This is a genomic window from Pseudoduganella sp. R-32 (assembly GCF_049913245.1).
Classification (GTDB): domain Bacteria; phylum Pseudomonadota; class Gammaproteobacteria; order Burkholderiales; family Burkholderiaceae_D; genus Rugamonas.
Window position 1 is genome coordinate 6,014,011 of record NZ_CP183987.1, and the last position, 15,535, is coordinate 6,029,545.

Annotated in this window: 14 protein-coding genes and 2 tRNA genes; 10 read left to right on the forward strand and 6 right to left on the reverse strand. The window is 64.4% G+C overall.

The genetic code is table 11. The features are described 5' to 3' along the window. The first annotated feature begins 113 nt into the window (after nucleotides 1-113). Nucleotides 114-2,090 (forward strand): PAS domain S-box protein, encoded by a 1,977-nt coding sequence (locus ACN9MU_RS27495; RefSeq protein WP_426319212.1) that lies wholly within the window; start codon nucleotides 114-116, stop codon nucleotides 2,088-2,090. 21 nt (nucleotides 2,091-2,111) lie between these two features. Further along, nucleotides 2,112-2,699 (forward strand): response regulator transcription factor, encoded by a 588-nt coding sequence (locus ACN9MU_RS27500; protein WP_426164692.1) that lies wholly within the window; start codon nucleotides 2,112-2,114, stop codon nucleotides 2,697-2,699. Between the two features lie 20 nt (nucleotides 2,700-2,719). Here ACN9MU_RS27500 and queG read toward each other — a convergent pair whose 3' ends face one another. Then, on the reverse strand, nucleotides 2,720-3,835 hold the full coding sequence (queG, locus tag ACN9MU_RS27505) for a tRNA epoxyqueuosine(34) reductase QueG (protein ID WP_426323861.1): 1,116 nt from the start codon (nucleotides 3,833-3,835) through the stop codon (nucleotides 2,720-2,722). Nucleotides 3,836-3,846: 11 nt separating this feature from the next. Between queG and tsaE the strand changes: the two genes are divergently transcribed. From tsaE to ACN9MU_RS27520, 3 genes are read left to right on the forward strand one after another with little or no spacing between them, the layout of a single operon-like run. Continuing rightward, entirely contained in the window at nucleotides 3,847-4,332 is a 486-nt protein-coding gene (gene tsaE / locus ACN9MU_RS27510; protein WP_090434857.1) for a tRNA (adenosine(37)-N6)-threonylcarbamoyltransferase complex ATPase subunit type 1 TsaE, read from the forward strand. Then, entirely contained in the window at nucleotides 4,296-5,852 is a 1,557-nt protein-coding gene (locus tag ACN9MU_RS27515; protein ID WP_426319213.1) for an N-acetylmuramoyl-L-alanine amidase, read from the forward strand. Before tsaE ends, ACN9MU_RS27515 begins: the two co-directional genes overlap by 37 nt. 9 nt (nucleotides 5,853-5,861) lie before the next feature. Continuing rightward, a complete protein-coding gene (locus ACN9MU_RS27520) occupies nucleotides 5,862-6,602 on the forward strand; it encodes a D-hexose-6-phosphate mutarotase (RefSeq protein WP_426319214.1) in 741 nt (246 codons plus the stop codon). Here ACN9MU_RS27520 and ACN9MU_RS27525 read toward each other — a convergent pair. Both ACN9MU_RS27525 and ACN9MU_RS27530 read right to left on the reverse strand, forming a co-directional pair. Then, on the reverse strand, nucleotides 6,586-7,668 hold the full coding sequence (locus ACN9MU_RS27525; RefSeq protein ID WP_426319215.1) for a carbonic anhydrase: 1,083 nt from the start codon (nucleotides 7,666-7,668) through the stop codon (nucleotides 6,586-6,588). The genes ACN9MU_RS27520 and ACN9MU_RS27525 overlap by 17 nt on opposite strands. Nucleotides 7,669-7,732: 64 nt before the next feature. Continuing rightward, nucleotides 7,733-8,377: a VTT domain-containing protein gene (locus tag ACN9MU_RS27530; protein ID WP_426164702.1), complete on the reverse strand. Its 645-nt coding sequence runs from the start codon at nucleotides 8,375-8,377 to the stop codon at nucleotides 7,733-7,735. A gap of 111 nt (nucleotides 8,378-8,488) precedes the next feature. Between ACN9MU_RS27530 and ACN9MU_RS27535 the strand changes: the two genes are divergently transcribed. From ACN9MU_RS27535 to ACN9MU_RS27555, 5 genes are all read left to right on the forward strand, one after another. Next, nucleotides 8,489-9,394 carry a peptidylprolyl isomerase gene (locus ACN9MU_RS27535; protein WP_426319217.1) on the forward strand — a complete coding sequence of 302 codons (906 nt, stop codon included), beginning with the start codon at nucleotides 8,489-8,491 and terminating at the stop codon, nucleotides 9,392-9,394. An 88-nt stretch (nucleotides 9,395-9,482) separates the two neighbouring features. Further along, on the forward strand, nucleotides 9,483-11,423 hold the full coding sequence (mutL, locus tag ACN9MU_RS27540) for a DNA mismatch repair endonuclease MutL (protein WP_426343742.1): 1,941 nt from the start codon (nucleotides 9,483-9,485) through the stop codon (nucleotides 11,421-11,423). Between the two features lie 3 nt (nucleotides 11,424-11,426). Further along, nucleotides 11,427-12,392 carry a tRNA (adenosine(37)-N6)-dimethylallyltransferase MiaA gene (gene miaA / locus ACN9MU_RS27545; RefSeq protein ID WP_426319219.1) on the forward strand — a complete coding sequence of 322 codons (966 nt, stop codon included), beginning with the start codon at nucleotides 11,427-11,429 and terminating at the stop codon, nucleotides 12,390-12,392. A gap of 36 nt (nucleotides 12,393-12,428) precedes the next feature. Further along, nucleotides 12,429-12,505: transfer RNA gene (locus ACN9MU_RS27550), tRNA-Met, on the forward strand. A gap of 26 nt (nucleotides 12,506-12,531) precedes the next feature. Next, nucleotides 12,532-12,608: transfer RNA gene (locus ACN9MU_RS27555), tRNA-Met, on the forward strand. 126 nt (nucleotides 12,609-12,734) lie between these two features. On the opposite strand, the gene ACN9MU_RS27560 is transcribed toward ACN9MU_RS27555, so the two are convergent. The 3 genes from ACN9MU_RS27560 to ACN9MU_RS27570 are packed head-to-tail and all read right to left on the reverse strand — an operon-like array spanning nucleotide 12,735 to nucleotide 15,528. Next, the gene (locus tag ACN9MU_RS27560) at nucleotides 12,735-13,058 is read right to left on the reverse strand and encodes a thioredoxin family protein (RefSeq protein WP_426323863.1); all 324 of its coding nucleotides are present in this window, start codon (nucleotides 13,056-13,058) and stop codon (nucleotides 12,735-12,737) included. 32 nt (nucleotides 13,059-13,090) lie between these two features. Further along, nucleotides 13,091-14,668, reverse strand: coding sequence for an aldehyde dehydrogenase (NADP(+)) (locus tag ACN9MU_RS27565; protein ID WP_426336391.1), 1,578 nt, complete (start codon nucleotides 14,666-14,668; stop codon nucleotides 13,091-13,093). A 41-nt stretch (nucleotides 14,669-14,709) separates the two neighbouring features. Continuing rightward, nucleotides 14,710-15,528 carry a ChaN family lipoprotein gene (locus ACN9MU_RS27570; RefSeq protein ID WP_426319221.1) on the reverse strand — a complete coding sequence of 273 codons (819 nt, stop codon included), beginning with the start codon at nucleotides 15,526-15,528 and terminating at the stop codon, nucleotides 14,710-14,712. Nucleotides 15,529-15,535: the final 7 nt, after the last annotated feature.

The following is a 15,535-nucleotide window of genomic DNA, read 5'->3' on the forward strand; positions in this document are numbered from 1 at the left end:
CGGCGATTTTGGTGCATTATTATTCTCACTTTATATTGTCTTCAGCGGAATGGTGGCACACAACTGTGGAAACCCACAATACAAGCAGCAACTGGATTCGCTACCCTCGGCGCATGTTGAAACGCATATCCCTGCCCTTTTCCATACGCTGGCTGCTGCCGGTAGTCCTGGTGCTGCTATTCGTCGCCATCGTGTTCTGGCTCCCTTGGCAGGCGCGCCAGCTCGAGAGCAACGAGCGGCAGGAGCAATTGATCGCCGATACCCTGTGGGTCGAACAATCGATCCGCTTCCAGCTTGGCCGCCACGAAGAAAGCCTGCGCGGCCTGGCCAATGAAATCGCCGCCGGCCACCTGGCGCCGGCCGACGTGCAGCAGCGCATGGGGCGCATGCTGAAAAACGGCGCCGAGCTGAAAAGCGTGGTCCAGGTCGATTCCAAAGGGCGCATCGTCGTGGCCAGCGAAGGCACCCCGGCCAGTCCGGCCGGCGACGCCATGCTCGGTTCAGCCGCGCTGGCGGCGCAGGACCATGCGCGCCGCACGCACACTCCCGTCTACGCCGAACCGGAGCCGATTGGCGGCGACGCCGCGCCGGACGCGCTGAAAATGGACCTGCTGTTCCCGATCTACCGCGGCGACCAGTGGATCGGCAGCCTGGTAGCGACTTTCCAGCTCAGTAGCCTGCTCGACGAAATGGTGCCGTGGTGGTTCGCCCAGGATAACCAGATCTCGCTGCTCGACCGCGACGACAAGGTGCTGGCGCGCCGCAGTTCGGCCGGCCCGGGCCACGGCGTCTACACCCACAAGCGCGCCCTCGACCTGCCCGGCGCCACCATTACCCTGATGACGGACAGCGTGAAAAGCGAGCCGAAGCTGCTGCCCAACCTGCTGGTCGGCTCCGTCATCGCGCTCTCTCTTGCCCTGTTATGGAGCCTGTTCGCACTATGGGGCCACATTTCGCGACGGCTGGCGGCAGAAGGCGAACTGCGGCAGCAAATGACTTTCCGCACCGCGATGGAAAATTCGCTGGTGACCGGCCTGCGCGCGCGCGACCTGGAAGGCCGCATCACCTATGTCAATCCCGCCTTCTGCCAGATGGTGGGCTACCCGGCGGAAGAACTGATCGGGCGTTCGCCGCCCATGCCGTATTGGGCGCCGGACGTCATGGAGGAATACCAGCACCGCCTGGCCAATGTGCTGGCCGGCTCGGTCACCCCCGAATTCGAAACCCTGTTCCAGCGCCCCGACGGCACCCGCATTCCGGTACTGGTGTTCGAAGCGCCGCTGGTGGACAAGGAAGGCCGCCACACCGGCTACATGGGTTCCATCCTCGACATCTCGGACCGCAAGCGCATGGAGGAATTGAACCGCCAGCACCAGGAAAAGCTGCAGGCCAGCGCGCGCCTGGCCACCATGGGCGAAATCGCTTCCATGCTGGCGCACGAGCTGAACCAGCCGCTGGCTGCCATTTCGAGCTACACCACGGGCGCCCTGAACATCCTTGCGCGCGGCGGCGATGCGGGCATGCTCAAGCCCGCGCTGGAGCAAGCCGGCGCGCAGGCACAGCGCGCAGGCCAGATCATCCGCAGCGTGCACGAATTCGTGAAGAACCGCGAATCGGAGCGGCAGGACGTGGCGCTGCAATCGATGCTCGACTCCATCCTGGTGCTGATCGAACTGCAGGCGCGCCAGCACCACGTTTCGCTGCAGATCGAGATCCCGGAATTGCTGCCGCTGGTGCGCGCCGACCGCCTCCTGATCGAACAGGTGCTGCTGAACCTGACCCGCAACGGCATCGAAGCCATGGCCGACGTGCAGCCGCTGAAACGCGTGCTGCGCGTGCTGGCGGAAAACGATCCGCTGGCCGGCATGGTGGTGGTGCAGGTCATTGACAATGGCCACGGCATTCCGCAGGACGTGGCCGAGCGCCTGTTCTCGCCTTTCTTCTCGACCAAGGCGGAAGGCATGGGCATGGGCCTCAACATCTGCCGCACCGCGATCGAGTTCCACGGCGGCACATTGACCCACCGCGACAACCCGCAAGGCGGTACCATATTCACTTTCACGCTGCCGGTCGCAGGCGGCGCCCAATAGAGCAAATTCGGGAGACCCAGAATGCTACATATCGTTGACGATGAAGCCGTAGTGCGCGATGCGCTGTCGTGGCTCGCGTCCTCGCGCGGCATCGCAGCAACCACATACGAAAGCGCCGCCGCCTTCCTGGCCTTCGCGCAGGGCGGCGCCTTCGACCCGGAAGGCGACTGCGTGCTGCTCGACGTGCGCATGCCCGAGATCAGCGGCGTGGCAGCGTTCGACCAACTGGCGGCGCGCGGGCTGACGGCGCGCCTGCCCGTCATTTTCCTGACCGGCCACGGCGACGTGCCGATGGCGGTCGATACGCTCAAGCGCGGCGCCTTCGACTTCTTCGAAAAGCCTTTCAACGACAACCAGTTGATGGACCGCGTGCAGGAAGGCCTGGCCGCCTCGCGCCTGGCCAGCGGCAAGGCAGCCGTGCAGGCGCGCCTGGCCACGCTCTCCAGCCGCGAACGCGAGGTGCTGGACCTGATCCTGGCCGGCAAGATGAACAAGGTGGTGGCCGACGAGCTGGGCATCTCGATGCGCACCGTCGAAGTGCACCGCGCCCACATCTTCGACAAGATGCAGGTCAAGACCGCGGTCGAACTGGCGGGACTGCTGAAGTGAAACAGGACGGGGCGCTGATCCTAGTGCTGGCGCAGCGCCCACTCCACGTGCTCGCGCACCAGTTCCGACGGGTGGCCGCGGCGCGCCTGCAACGCGGCCAGGATGGCCGGGTCGCTCTTGGCGCCCATGCGCGCCGCGTTGCCTAGCCCGACCGCGAGGTTGCGCAGCCAGCGTTCATGGCCGATGCGGCGGATCGGGCTGCCCTCCATGCGGCGGTTGAATTCTTCCTCGGACCACGCAAACAGCTCGATCATGCCGGCGCTGCCCAGGGCGTGGCGCTCGTCGAAATCCGGCAAGGTAGCCCGCTGGGCGAACTTGTTCCAGGGGCAGACGGTCTGGCAATCGTCGCAGCCGTAGACGCGGTTCCCCAGCAAGGGCCGCAGATCCTCCGGGATCGCGCCTTTGAGTTCGATGGTCAGGTAGGAAATGCAGCGCCGCGCATCCAGCTTGCCAGGACCGAGGATGGCCTGGGTCGGGCAAACATCGATGCAGGCCGTGCACTGGCCGCAGTGCGCGCCGGTCGGCTCATCGACGGGCAAGGGCAGGTCGACCAGGATCTCGCCCATGAAGAACATGGAGCCCGCGCTGCGATTGATCAGCAAGGTGTGCTTGCCGCGCCAGCCCAGGCCCGACTTTTCCGCCAGCGGCAGCTCCATCACCGGCGCCGAGTCGGTGAACACCCGGTAGCCGAATTCGCCGACGGCCGCACTGACCTTGTCGGCCAGCTGCTGCAGCCGCGCGCGCAACACCTTGTGGTAGTCGCGGCCGCGGGCATATACCGAGATGACGGCCTGCGTGGGATCGGACAGGCGCGCCGTTTCCCGTTCGCGCCAGCCCTCGTCGGCCGCGCCGGGCAGGTAATTCATGCGCGCGGTGATCACGCGCACCGTGCCGGGCACCAGCTCCGCCGGACGGGCGCGTTTCATGCCGTGACTTGCCATATAGTCCATATCGCCGTGCATGCCTGCATCCAGCCAGGCTTGCAGCCCCGCCTCGGCGGCGGACAGGTCGATATCGGCGATCCGCACTTCCGCGAAGCCGAGTTCCTGCCCCCATGCCTTGATGCGGCTGGCTAATTCGTCTAAATTGGCTTGGGAGAGTGGCACGGCCTTACAATGCGGGGAAATCCAAACCATCATTTTATTCGATGCAGCACTTTAAATCCCATCTCCACGACGAAGCCGGTACCGCGGCGCTAGGCGCCGCGCTGTCGCGCGCCCTGCTGCCCGGCATGGCGATCTACCTGCACGGCGACCTGGGCGCCGGCAAGACCGCCCTGACGCGCGCACTGCTGCATGCTGCCGGCCACGTGGGACCTGTGAAAAGCCCGACATATACCCTGTCCGAGCCTTACCGCGTGAAGGTCGACGGCAAGCTGGCCAACGTGGTGCATTTCGACCTGTACCGCATGGGCAGCCCGGAAGAATTCCTCGATGCCGGCTTCCGCGAGGAATTCAATCGCGAGAACGTTTGCATCGTCGAATGGCCGGAGAAGGCCGACGGCGTGTTGCCGCCCCCCGACCTTCACGTTTTCCTCTCTGTAGCCGGGTCCGGACGTGATGTAGAATTGCAGCCGTCTTCCGCTCTTGGTACGTCATGCCTGCAACGCCTCCAATTCGCTCCAAACCTGTAAGTCGCCGCACGGTGCTCAAGGCCGGCGGGACGCTGCTCCTGTCCGTGCTCGCCCCCATGTCTGCGCAAGCTGCGCAGATCCTGGCTGTGCGCGTGTGGCCGGCGGAGGATTACACCCGCGTCACGCTGGAAAACGACACCGACCTCAAGGTCAAGCACTTCCTGGTTCCCGATCCGGACCGGCTGGTGGTGGACATTGAAGGCCTGGTACTGAACTCCACGCTGAAAAGCCTGGTCGCCAAGATCGAGTCGAACGACCCGTACATCAAGGAAGTGCGCGTCGGCCAGAACCGCCCGAATGTGGTGCGGCTGGTGTTCGACCTGAAAGAGAAAGTCACGCCGCAGGTGTTCACGCTGGAGCCGGTCGGCACCTACAAGCATCGCCTGATCTTCGACCTCTACCCGGTCAAGGCAGTCGATCCGATCGCGGCGATGATCGAGAAGGGCGAGTGGTCGCAGGATGAGAAGGCCGCCAGCGCCAATCCTCAGCCCCCTGCCGCCGGATCGTCCCAGCGCCCGGCCCCAGGCAGCCAGGCCGGCACAGCGGGCCAGCCCGCACTCGCCGGCCAGCCGGCTGCGTCGGGCCAGGGCAGCGCCAGCAGCAACGCCGAGGGCGCTGGCAGCCCGTCCATCGCATCTGCCCCGCCATCCGGCCAGCCCGGCACCGCCACGCCAGCACCAGGCACCGGCGCCAGCGCGCCCGGCCAATCGCCCGCCCTCGCCGGCCAGTCCGGCAAGCTCGTTCCCGGCGAACCCGAGCCGGCGCCCGCACATCACAAGCCCGGCCAGAAATCCGGCCAGGAGAAAATGGTGCGCATGCTTACCATCGCCCTCGATCCCGGCCACGGCGGCGAGGACCCCGGTGCCATGGGCGCGCGCGGCAGCCGTGAAAAGGACATCGTGCTGGCCATCGCCAAGCGCCTGAAAGACAAGATCGAAGACCACCCCAACATGCGCGTGATGCTCACGCGCGACGGCGACTATTTCGTCCCGCTCGGCAAGCGCGTGGAAAAGGCGCGCAAGGTCGACGCCGACCTGTTTGTCTCGATCCACGCCGATGCTTTCGTGAAAACCAGCGCCCGCGGCTCCTCCGTCTTCGTGCTGTCCGAAAAAGGCGCGACCTCGAGCGCCGCGCGCTGGCTGGCCGACAAGGAAAACCAGGCCGACCTGATTGGCGGCGCCAATGCCAAGGGCCACGACCCGCAACTGGCCAGCGTGCTGTTCGACCTTTCCACCACGGCCCAGATCAACGACAGCATGAAGGTCGGCAAGGCTGTGCTGGGTGAAATCGGCGGCATCAACAAGCTGCATAAAGGCTCGGTCGAGCAAGCCGGCTTCGCCGTGCTGAAGGCGCCGGACATTCCATCGATCCTGATCGAAACCGCCTTCATCTCCAACCCGGAAGAAGAAGCGCGCCTGCTGGACGATGATTACCAGGACAAGATCGCGGACGCCATTGTCAAAGGCATCCGCCGCTATTTCGCCAAGAACCCGCCGCTCTCGAAGAACCGCCTCACATAGGGAAAGCACATGAACGAAGTCCGCATCTCCACACCCGAAGGCGCCGAAGCCACCATTTCCCTGTTCGGTGCGCATTTGATGTCGTGGAAGACTGCGGACGGCAAGGAGCGCCTGTTCCTGAGCCAGCGTTCAGCGCTCGACGGCAGCGCCGCCATCCGCGGCGGGGTGCCGGTCATCTTCCCGCAATTCGCCACGCGGGGCGACGGCCTGCGCCACGGCTTCGCCCGCACTTCCACCTGGCGCATCGTCGAGCAGGCCAACGACTGGGCCGAACTGGCGCTGGCGCAAAGCGACCTGCCGCGCAACCACTTCCAATCCTGGCCGCGTGCCTTCGAACTGAGCCTGCGCTTCGACCTGAAAGCCAACGCGCTGCAGATCCGCTACACCGTGCGCAATACCAGCCAGCAGGAATTCAGCTGGGCCGGCGCCCTGCACACTTATTTCGCAGTAGGGGAATTCGACAAGGCCACGCTGGACGGCATGCCTTTCACCGGCGCCCTGGACGACATTCGGCCCGCAACGCCGCAGCTGCGCCTCGACACCGGCGCTGGCACGCTGCAACTGGAGCAGCAAGGCTTTTCGGAATGGGTGGTGTGGAACCCGGGCGCGCAAGGCGCGGCAGCTGCCGCCGACATGGACGACAGCGACTACCGCCGCTTCGTCTGCATCGAGCCGGCCCGGGTCGACAAGCAAGTGCTGCAGGCCGGCGCCGAATGGACCGGCCTTCACACCATCAGTTTGATTCCTTGATCATGCGGCCGGAGCTGGCCTGGATCGGACGCGCATTGAACGGATACAGGCGGCTGAACAAGGCCAACTGCGCCGGCGATGCCTGCACCGGCTCCTTCATCACCAGCCACAGCACGCCTTCGGTGCATGGCGGCGTGGTCAGCGATCCCATGAAAGTATAGTAGTCGCGGCGCTGCGGCAGCATGTCGTTCGGGTCCAGCACGATGCTCGGCGTAGCCGTGTCGCCCTTTTCCAGCGGCAGGTTGTTCCATACGGTCTGGATGGTCGGCTGCGGCTTGCCGCGTTCCAGCAGCAGCGCCAGCACTGCCAGCCTGCCTTCCGGATCCTTGTGTACCAGGTGCACCACCATCTCGAAACCCTTGCCGTTGACGCGTTCCTCGGCCGGGCGATGGAAGTGGAACTGCTGCAGCTCGTAGGTGCGGCCCGCCACGCTCAGGTAGTTGCCCGGGCTGACCATCACCTGCACGGTATGGCCGTTATCGGTCACGTTGAAACCGGATGGGCGGTAATCGAAGGCGATCTGCTCCAGGTCCACCTTCATGCCGTCGCGGATATCGATCGGCGACTGGCGGCTGCCCGTCGAGCATTTCGCCCAGTCGGAGTTGATCTTGGACCAGTTGGCAGGACCTGATTCGCCTTCATACGTCCAATGGGTGCCATACACGCGCGGCGGCGGCGCCTTGGCCGCCACTTCGGCAGCGGCGGCCTTGACGGCCTTCTGCTTGCGCGCCTTTTCGGCGGCAGCCATGCGCGCGGCCTGGTTGGCACGCATTTCAGCCAAGCGCTGGGCAATCTTCTCCGACAATTCCGCTTCGGCGCGCGCTTCTTCCTCGCGCTGCGCAGCGGCGGATGCAGACGCAGTGCGATTCTTCCTTACCGGCGGAACGTACTTTGGCCCGCTGGCCGAACTGGCATCCTTTTCGACATTCGCCTTGTCAGCCGCAGCAGCTGCGGCCAGGTTCGGGCGAATATTCGGCACGCCTTTGGAAGGCGCGGTGACGGGATCGGCGGCGCCTGCTGTCCCGATGACAAGACAACAGGCCGACAGGGCGATCAAGTTACGCATGTTAAATCCGGAGGAGAGACTGTTACTCCGGTTAACGGTTGCGCTATGGGAAAACTTGAGAGGCTTAACGCTTGAGCATGCGGCGGCCCAGTTTCCAGGCGCCGCCCAGTGCCATCGGCACCACCGCCACGCCAACGCCGAACAGCACGATGGTGCTCAGGTGGTCGCGCACGAAGGGAGTGTTGCCGAAGATGTAACCCGCCACGCACAGGGACACCACCCAGGCCACGGCGCCGACGATGTTGAACAGCTGGAAGCGGGCATGGGTCATGTCCGACACGCCGGCCACGAACGGCGCGAAAGTGCGCACTACCGGCACAAAGCGGGCCAGGATGATGGTCTTGCCGCCATGCTTTTCAAAGAACTCGTGGGTGCGCCGCAAGGCATCCTTGTTGATCCAGCGGTAATCGTGGGTAAATACCCGCTGGCCGATGGCTTCGCCGATCCAGTAATTGGTGGTATTGCCCAGAATTGCGGCAGTCGCCAGCAGGAACATCAGCAATCCGAGGTTCATCTGGCCGCTGGCACAGAAGGCGCCTCCGATGAACAGCAGCGTATCGCCGGGGAAGAAAAACAGCACAACCAGGCCAGTCTCGCAGAAGACGATGGCGAACAGCAGCGCATAAATATACATGCCGTATTGCGCAATCAGTTTATCCATCGCACTGTCTACGTGCACCAGCATGTCCAGCAATTGAACGAAATCCATTTATTAAATCCCAAAAGGTTGCGGCGGGAATGATACCAAACTGTCTATCTTACAGGCTAAAATTGCCCGGCATCTTAGCACCAGCTTAGAACCCCCACAAAGGAGACCTTAGTGAAGTCCATCACGCCCGCCGTCCTTGCCCTGGCCTTACCCCTGGCCGCCGTGGCCGCGCCCTCGAAAGAATTACCGCCCAGGCCAACCGTCAGCGACATCGTCAAGGCATCGCCGCAAGCCGATTGGCGCCAACTGGATCCGGCCAACACCCTGTACATGGACCTGCCAGCCGGCCGCGTCATCATCGAACTGGCGCCGGCCTTCGCGCCCAACCACGCTGCCAATATCCGAACCATGGCCAGGGAAGGCTACTGGGACGGACTGTGGATCTATCGCACGCAGGACAATTTCGTGGTGCAGTGGGGCGATCCGCGCGAAGACAAGCCAAAGGCGATCGGCACCGCCAAGGCCAGGCTGGAGCAGGAATTCACGGTACCGATGAAGAACGACACCCAGTTCACCCGCCTGCCGGACAAGGACGGCTATGCGCCGCAGGTAGGCCACTCCAACGGTTTCCCTTCCGCACGCGACCCGAAAACCGGCCAGGCCTGGCTGGCGCATTGCTACGGCATGGTTGGCGTGGCGCGCGGCAATGAATCCGACAGCGGCAACGGCGGCACCTTGTACACGGTCATTGGCAACTCGCCGCGCCACCTGGACCGCAACATCACCGTGGTGGGACGCATCGTCAGCGGCATGCCGCTGCTGTCCGTACTGCCGCGCGGCCCGGCGCCGATGGGCATGTTCGAGAAGGAGGAGCAGTGGGTGCCGATCAAGTCGGTCAAGCTGGCAGCCGACGTGCCGGAAGCCGAGCGCTCGAAGTTCGAAGTGATGCGCACCGAGTCGGCCAGCTTCAAGTCCGTGATCGAAGCCCAGCGCAACCGCGGTGGGCCATGGACCAAGTATGCGGCCGGCCATGTGGACCTGTGCAACGTGCCGATCCCGGTGCGCGAGGCAAAATAACTTCCTGGGGTAAGCACCCGGCATGCGACACGCGAAGCGTGTTGCGTGCCGGAGCCTGACACCACCGGCTACCGTTATAATCTTGCCCATGAATGCCCCAACTCCGCCCCGCCCGATCCGGGCCCTCCCCGACCAACTGATTTCCCAGATCGCCGCCGGCGAGGTGGTCGAGCGCCCATCGGCAGTTGTCAAGGAACTCCTGGAAAACGCCCTGGACGCCGGTTCGACCCAGATCACCGTGCGGCTGGAAGAAGGCGGCGTCAAGCGTATTTGCATTACTGATAACGGCCGCGGCATCCCACCCGACCAGATGCCGCTGGCCCTGGCGCGCCATGCGACCTCGAAAATCGCCTCGCTGGACGACCTGGAAAACGTCGGCACCCTGGGCTTCCGCGGCGAGGCCCTGGCTTCGATCGCCTCGGTAGCCGCAGTTACCCTGACTTCCCGCACCGCCGACGGCGCCCACGCCTGGGAGCTGGAAGGCTCGCACGAAGGCACCGTGGTGCCCTCCTCCGGCGCCCCCGGCACGACGATTGACGTGCGCGACCTGTATTTCAACACCCCGGCGCGCCGCAAGTTCCTGAAATCCGAACAAACCGAATTTGGCCACTGCGCGGAAGTTGTTCGCCGCATCGCCCTGGCACGTCCCGACGTATCGTTCACGCTTAGCCACAATGGCAGGACGGTCGACCACTGGATGGTCAGCGACATGGCCAGGCGCAGCGCGCAAATCCTGGGCAGCAATTTCGAGGAAGCACGCCTGGCCCTGGACGAAGGCTCGGGCGTACTGCGCATCCACGGCTTTGCCGGCCTGCCGACTGCTTCCAAGGGCCGTGCCGACAGCCAGTACTTCTACGTCAACGGCCGCTTCGTGCGCGACAAGCTGCTGGTACACGCCGTGCGCGCCGCTTACGAGGATGTGCTGCACGGCGACCGCTATCCGTCCTATGTGCTGGCGCTCGACCTCGACCCTGCGCTGGTCGACGTGAACGTACACCCATCCAAGATCGAAGTGCGCTTCCGCGATGGCCGCGCAGTGCACCAATTCGTGTTCCACGCCGTGCAGCGCGCGCTGGCCGCAACTTCGGCCACCTCGCACGGCAGCGTACCTTCGCCGCTGCCGGCCGCCGACAACCTGCAGGCATCGGGTCCGGTCTGGCGCCCGCAGCAGCAGACCAGCTTCGGCTCGATCCTGAATCCCGAATACCGCCCGACGTTCTCGCCATCGCCGTTCGGCGGCCCAGGCACGGGCACGGGCGGCGTGGCCCAGAGCACGGAACGCTACGGCGCCCTGTGGTCGAACGACCCGCGCGACAATTTCGTCCCTGGCGCGACTCCAGCGGACGGCGGCAACGGCTTCCGCGCCACTTCCGAGTACACGCTGCCGCAAGCGGCGCCGATCAGCGCCTCGCCGGCGCAGATGGCAGGCGAAGAGTTCCCTCTCGGCTTTGCGCTGGCGCAGCTGCACGGCATCTACATCCTGGCCCAGAACAGCAAAGGCCTGGTGCTGGTCGACATGCACGCTGCGCACGAGCGCATCCTGTACGAACAGTTGAAGAACGCACTGGACGCCCAGATCGATGGCACCGAAATGTCGGTGCAGAACCTGCTGATCCCGGTCACCTTCTACGCCGACGCAGTGGAGGTGGGGACGGTCCAGGAACACGGCGACACGCTGAAGACGCTCGGCTTCGACATCGCCGTGATGTCGCCCACTACGCTGGCAGTGCGCGCCGTACCTGCCTTGCTGAAGAACGCGGACGCGCAGACCTTGGCGCGCGACGTGATCCGCGACGTGCGCGAGTATGGCGGCTCGCGCGTGCTGATCGAGCGCCGCAACGAGCTGCTCGGCACCCTCGCCTGCCACACCGCCGTGCGCGCCAACCGCATCCTGGCCGTGCCGGAAATGAACGCCCTGCTGCGCCACATGGAAGCCACCGAGCGCGCCGACCAGTGCAACCACGGCCGCCCGACCTGGGTGCAGATCGACATCAACGCGCTGGATAAACTCTTCCTGCGCGGACAGTAAGCAATGAACGAGCAGTTGAACAAGCGCCCGCTGGCGGTCGCCATCATGGGGCCGACCGCGTCCGGCAAGACCGCCGCCGCGCTGGCCATCGCGCAGCAGGTGCCGTGCGAAATCATCTCCGTCGATTCCGCGCTGGTGTATCGAGGCATGGACATCGGCACCGCCAAGCCTTCGAAGGAAGAACTGGCCGCGGTGCCGCACCACCTGATCGACATCATCGATCCGCTGGACTCCTATTCGGTGGCCCAGTTCCGTACCGACACCCTGCGCCTGGTAGCGGAGATCAGCGCACGCGGCAAGGTCCCGCTGCTGGTCGGCGGCACCATGCTGTATTACAAAGGCCTGGCCGACGGCCTGGACGACCTGCCAGGCGCCGACGCCGCCTTTCGCGCGCAGCTGGACGAGGAAGCCGCCCGCATCGGCTGGCCCGCGATGCACGCGCGCCTGGCGCAGGTCGATCCCGAAACCGCCGCCCGCCTCAAGCCTGCCGACGCCCAGCGCATCCAGCGCGCCCTGGAAATCCATGCCCTGTCAGGCAAGCCGATGTCCGAACTGCTGGCGCAGCGCGAGAAAGAGGAGCTGCCCTTCGACCTGGTGTCGTTCGCACTCGAACCGTCCGACCGCGCCTGGCTGCACGAACGCATTGCACGCCGCTTCGACATCATGCTTGGTTCCGGCTTCCTCGATGAAGTGAAAACCCTGCGCGCGCGCGGCGACCTGCATCTGGGCCTGCCGTCGATCCGCTGCGTCGGCTACCGCCAGGCCTGGGAATACCTGGACGGCACGATCGATTACGCGGCGATGCGCGAAACCGGCATCATCGCCACCCGCCAGCTATGCAAGCGCCAGCTGACCTGGCTGCGCGCCATGCCGGACAGGATCGTGGTCGACTGCTGCGCCCCTGACGCCAGCCAGCAATTGCAGCAGCAGGTGCTTGCCAAAATAGCCAAAGCGAAAATCAGTCCTTGACACGCCGGCATCCAGCACCGATAATGCTGGCCTTGCGGTGATATAGCTCAGTTGGTTAGAGCATAGCATTCATAATGCTAGGGTCGGTGGTTCAAGTCCACCTATCACCACCAAATTAAGCTACAATGTACGACCGCGCGGTGATATAGCTCAGTTGGTTAGAGCATAGCATTCATAATGCTAGGGTCGGTGGTTCAAGTCCACCTATCACCACCAGAGATTTATCAAAAAAGCCTGATCCGGAAACGGTTCAGGCTTTTTTGTTGTCCATGCATAAATTCACCTCTTTAGGTGCAGTGTGCAGATGGAGTATCGCTGAATCCTGCAATAGCGCTCGCGAGCTTAGCTGCCGGAGATCTGGCCAAAGCCTTCGCGCAACTCGTCTGCGTCTTCGGGACGCACGACGCGGGCGACTTCCTTGCCATCTTTCAGGAAGATGACCGTCGGCCACAATTTGACGCGGAAGGCACGGCCCAGCACTCGGCCGGGACCGTCTTCCACTTTGAAGTGCGGGATGTTGGCATACTCGCGGTATGCCTCGGCGATGGCCGGCTGGGCGCCGCGGCAATAGCCGCACCAGTTGGTACCGAATTCCAGCACCGCTGGTCCGGTGAGCGCATCAATGTCAGCCCGGCTGGGCTGTTCTGTCTTGTACACAGTTTCCATCATGCGACCCACCTTACCATGATCGCGCGGGCTTATGCGCCCGGCTGGATCTTGCCGTCGACCACGCGCGGCACGTTTTGCGGATTGTCGTTGGCCAGGGTCGATGGCAGCGCCCATTCCGGCGCATCCTGGTAGCACACAGGACGCAGGAAGCGGTCGATGGCGGTGGCGCCGACCGACGTGCTGCGCGGGTCGGAAGTCGACGGGAACGGGCCGCCGTGCACCATGGCGTGCGCCACTTCGACGCCGGTCGGGAAGCCATTGAACAGGATGCGGCCGGCCTTGCGCTCCAGGGTTGGCAGCAGGCCGGCGGCGATCTCGCGGTCGTCGGCGGTAGCGTGCACGGTGGAGGTCAACTGGCCTTCCACGTGCTCGGCGATGCGGCGCATATCGGCGGCATCGCGGCATCGTACCAATACCGAGCTCGGGCCAAAATTCTCATCTTCCAACGCCGGCGTGGACAGGAAGGTGTCGACGTCGGTGCTGTACAGGTGCGGTCGCGCCGCGCAGGCAGTGCTGCCCGCGCCGCCTTGCGCCAGCAGTTCCACCTTGTCCAGCGCGGACAGTTTGCCCACACCGGCTTCGTACGACTGATGAATGCCAGGGGTCAGCATGGTGGTCGATGGCTTGGCTTGCACCGCAGCCGCAGCCGCAGCAGCAAATTCGTTCAGCTCAGGGCCTTCCAGCGCGATCAGCAGGCCAGGATTGGTGCAGAACTGGCCGGAGCCCATGGTCAGCGAATCGGCAAAACCTTGCGCGATGCGCGCGGCGCCGGCTTTCAATGCGCCCGGCAGCAGGAATACCGGGTTGATCGATGCCATTTCTGCGTACACGGGAATCGGCTCCTTGCGGGCCTGGGCGATGCGCACCAGCGCCAGGCCGCCGCCGCGCGAACCGGTGAAGCCGACGGCCTTGATGGCTGGATGCGCCACCAGGTCGCCGCCGATCTGCACGTCGCCAATCACCAGCGAGAAGACGCCTTCATGCAGGCCGCAGTCGGCCACGGCTTTCTGGATCGCCTTGCCCACCAGCTCGGACGTACCCAGGTGCGCAGGGTGCGCCTTCACGACCACCGGGCAACCTGCAGCCAGTGCCGACGCGGTATCGCCGCCAGCGACCGAGAACGCCAGCGGGAAGTTGGAGGCGCCGAACACCGCGACCGGGCCGACGCCGATCTTGCGCATGCGCAGGTCGGAGCGTGGCGGCACGCGTTCAGGCAGCGCGGAGTCCAGCGTCGCGCCCAGGAACAGGCCATCGCGCACCACTTTGGCGAACAGGCGCAGCTGGTTGACGGTTCGGCCGCGCTCACCTTCCAGGCGGGCTTGCGGCAGGCCGGATTCCTGCATTGCGCGCTCGATCAGTTGCGGGCCGATGTCGAGGATGTTCTGCGCCACCTGCTCCAGGAACTGCGCGCGCTTTTCCAGCGTGGTTTCGCGGTAGGAGTCGAAAGCTTGTGCCGCCAGGTCGCAGGCGCGCTGCAGGTCGGCCGGTGTGGCCATGCCAAATGCCGGCTCGATCTCGATATTGCGGGCCGGGTCGGTGGCCTTCATTTGGCCCGCGCTGCCTTTGACGGCGGCTTGTCCGATCAACATTTCACCTGCGATCTGCATTCTTTGCTCCTTGATGTATTGGGGTCGGCAGGGCCGGAAGTTTACTTGAATTTGGCGCAAGGGTCTGTGCGCTTTTGCGCTGCAACCTTGCGGATTTCGTCATAGCTGCCCTGCAGGCCATCGGGTTCGATGAAGCCTATGGTGCGGACGGTCAGCCTGGGTTCAATAGCATTCAGCCAACGCGGCACGCCAATGTCCTTGCGCACATGGCCGTTGCCTGCAATGAGGACGACGTCGCGCGGCTGCTGCTGGCGAATCAGCTTGGCCATCCAGATATCGCGCGCCACTTGCGCATTGACCATGCCGGGCAACATCATGTCCGACGCCATGTTGCAGTGCCCCTCCTGGATCGCCTTCTCCTGGCCGCGGCGCAGGTCCGATGGCAGCGGCTCTTTCAGCTTGTAGGCTGCGACGGTGGCGGCATCAAAGCTGGAGGCAACGCCGTCGCGCACGACTTTCGATGCATCGGTGCGCGACAGGTTGACGGCGATCAGCGGCAGGTGGTTGCTCAGTGCGAGCTGGATGATGGGGTGGTAAAGCTGCCAGTCCCACCCTTTCTTGTTCATGACGTTAATCACGCACGAAGCGTCCAGGCAGCCCTTTTGCGCTTCGTCCAGCAAGCCTTGCGATTCGCGGTCGAACTGCTCCATTGCGATCGCGGGCCGCCAGCCGGCTTCCACACGCTGGCGCAAGTCTTCGAAGCGAAGCTTGTGGCCTTCCTTGTTGTCGTGCACCTCGCCCAGCAAGAGCACTTGCGGGTTGGAGGCAGTCGTGGGTGCCGTGTAGGCGACGGTTTGCTTGCTGCTGCAGCCGGCCAGCGCCAGGCCTGCCAGCAGCAGTGCGATCGTGTATGGCTTCATCGATGCG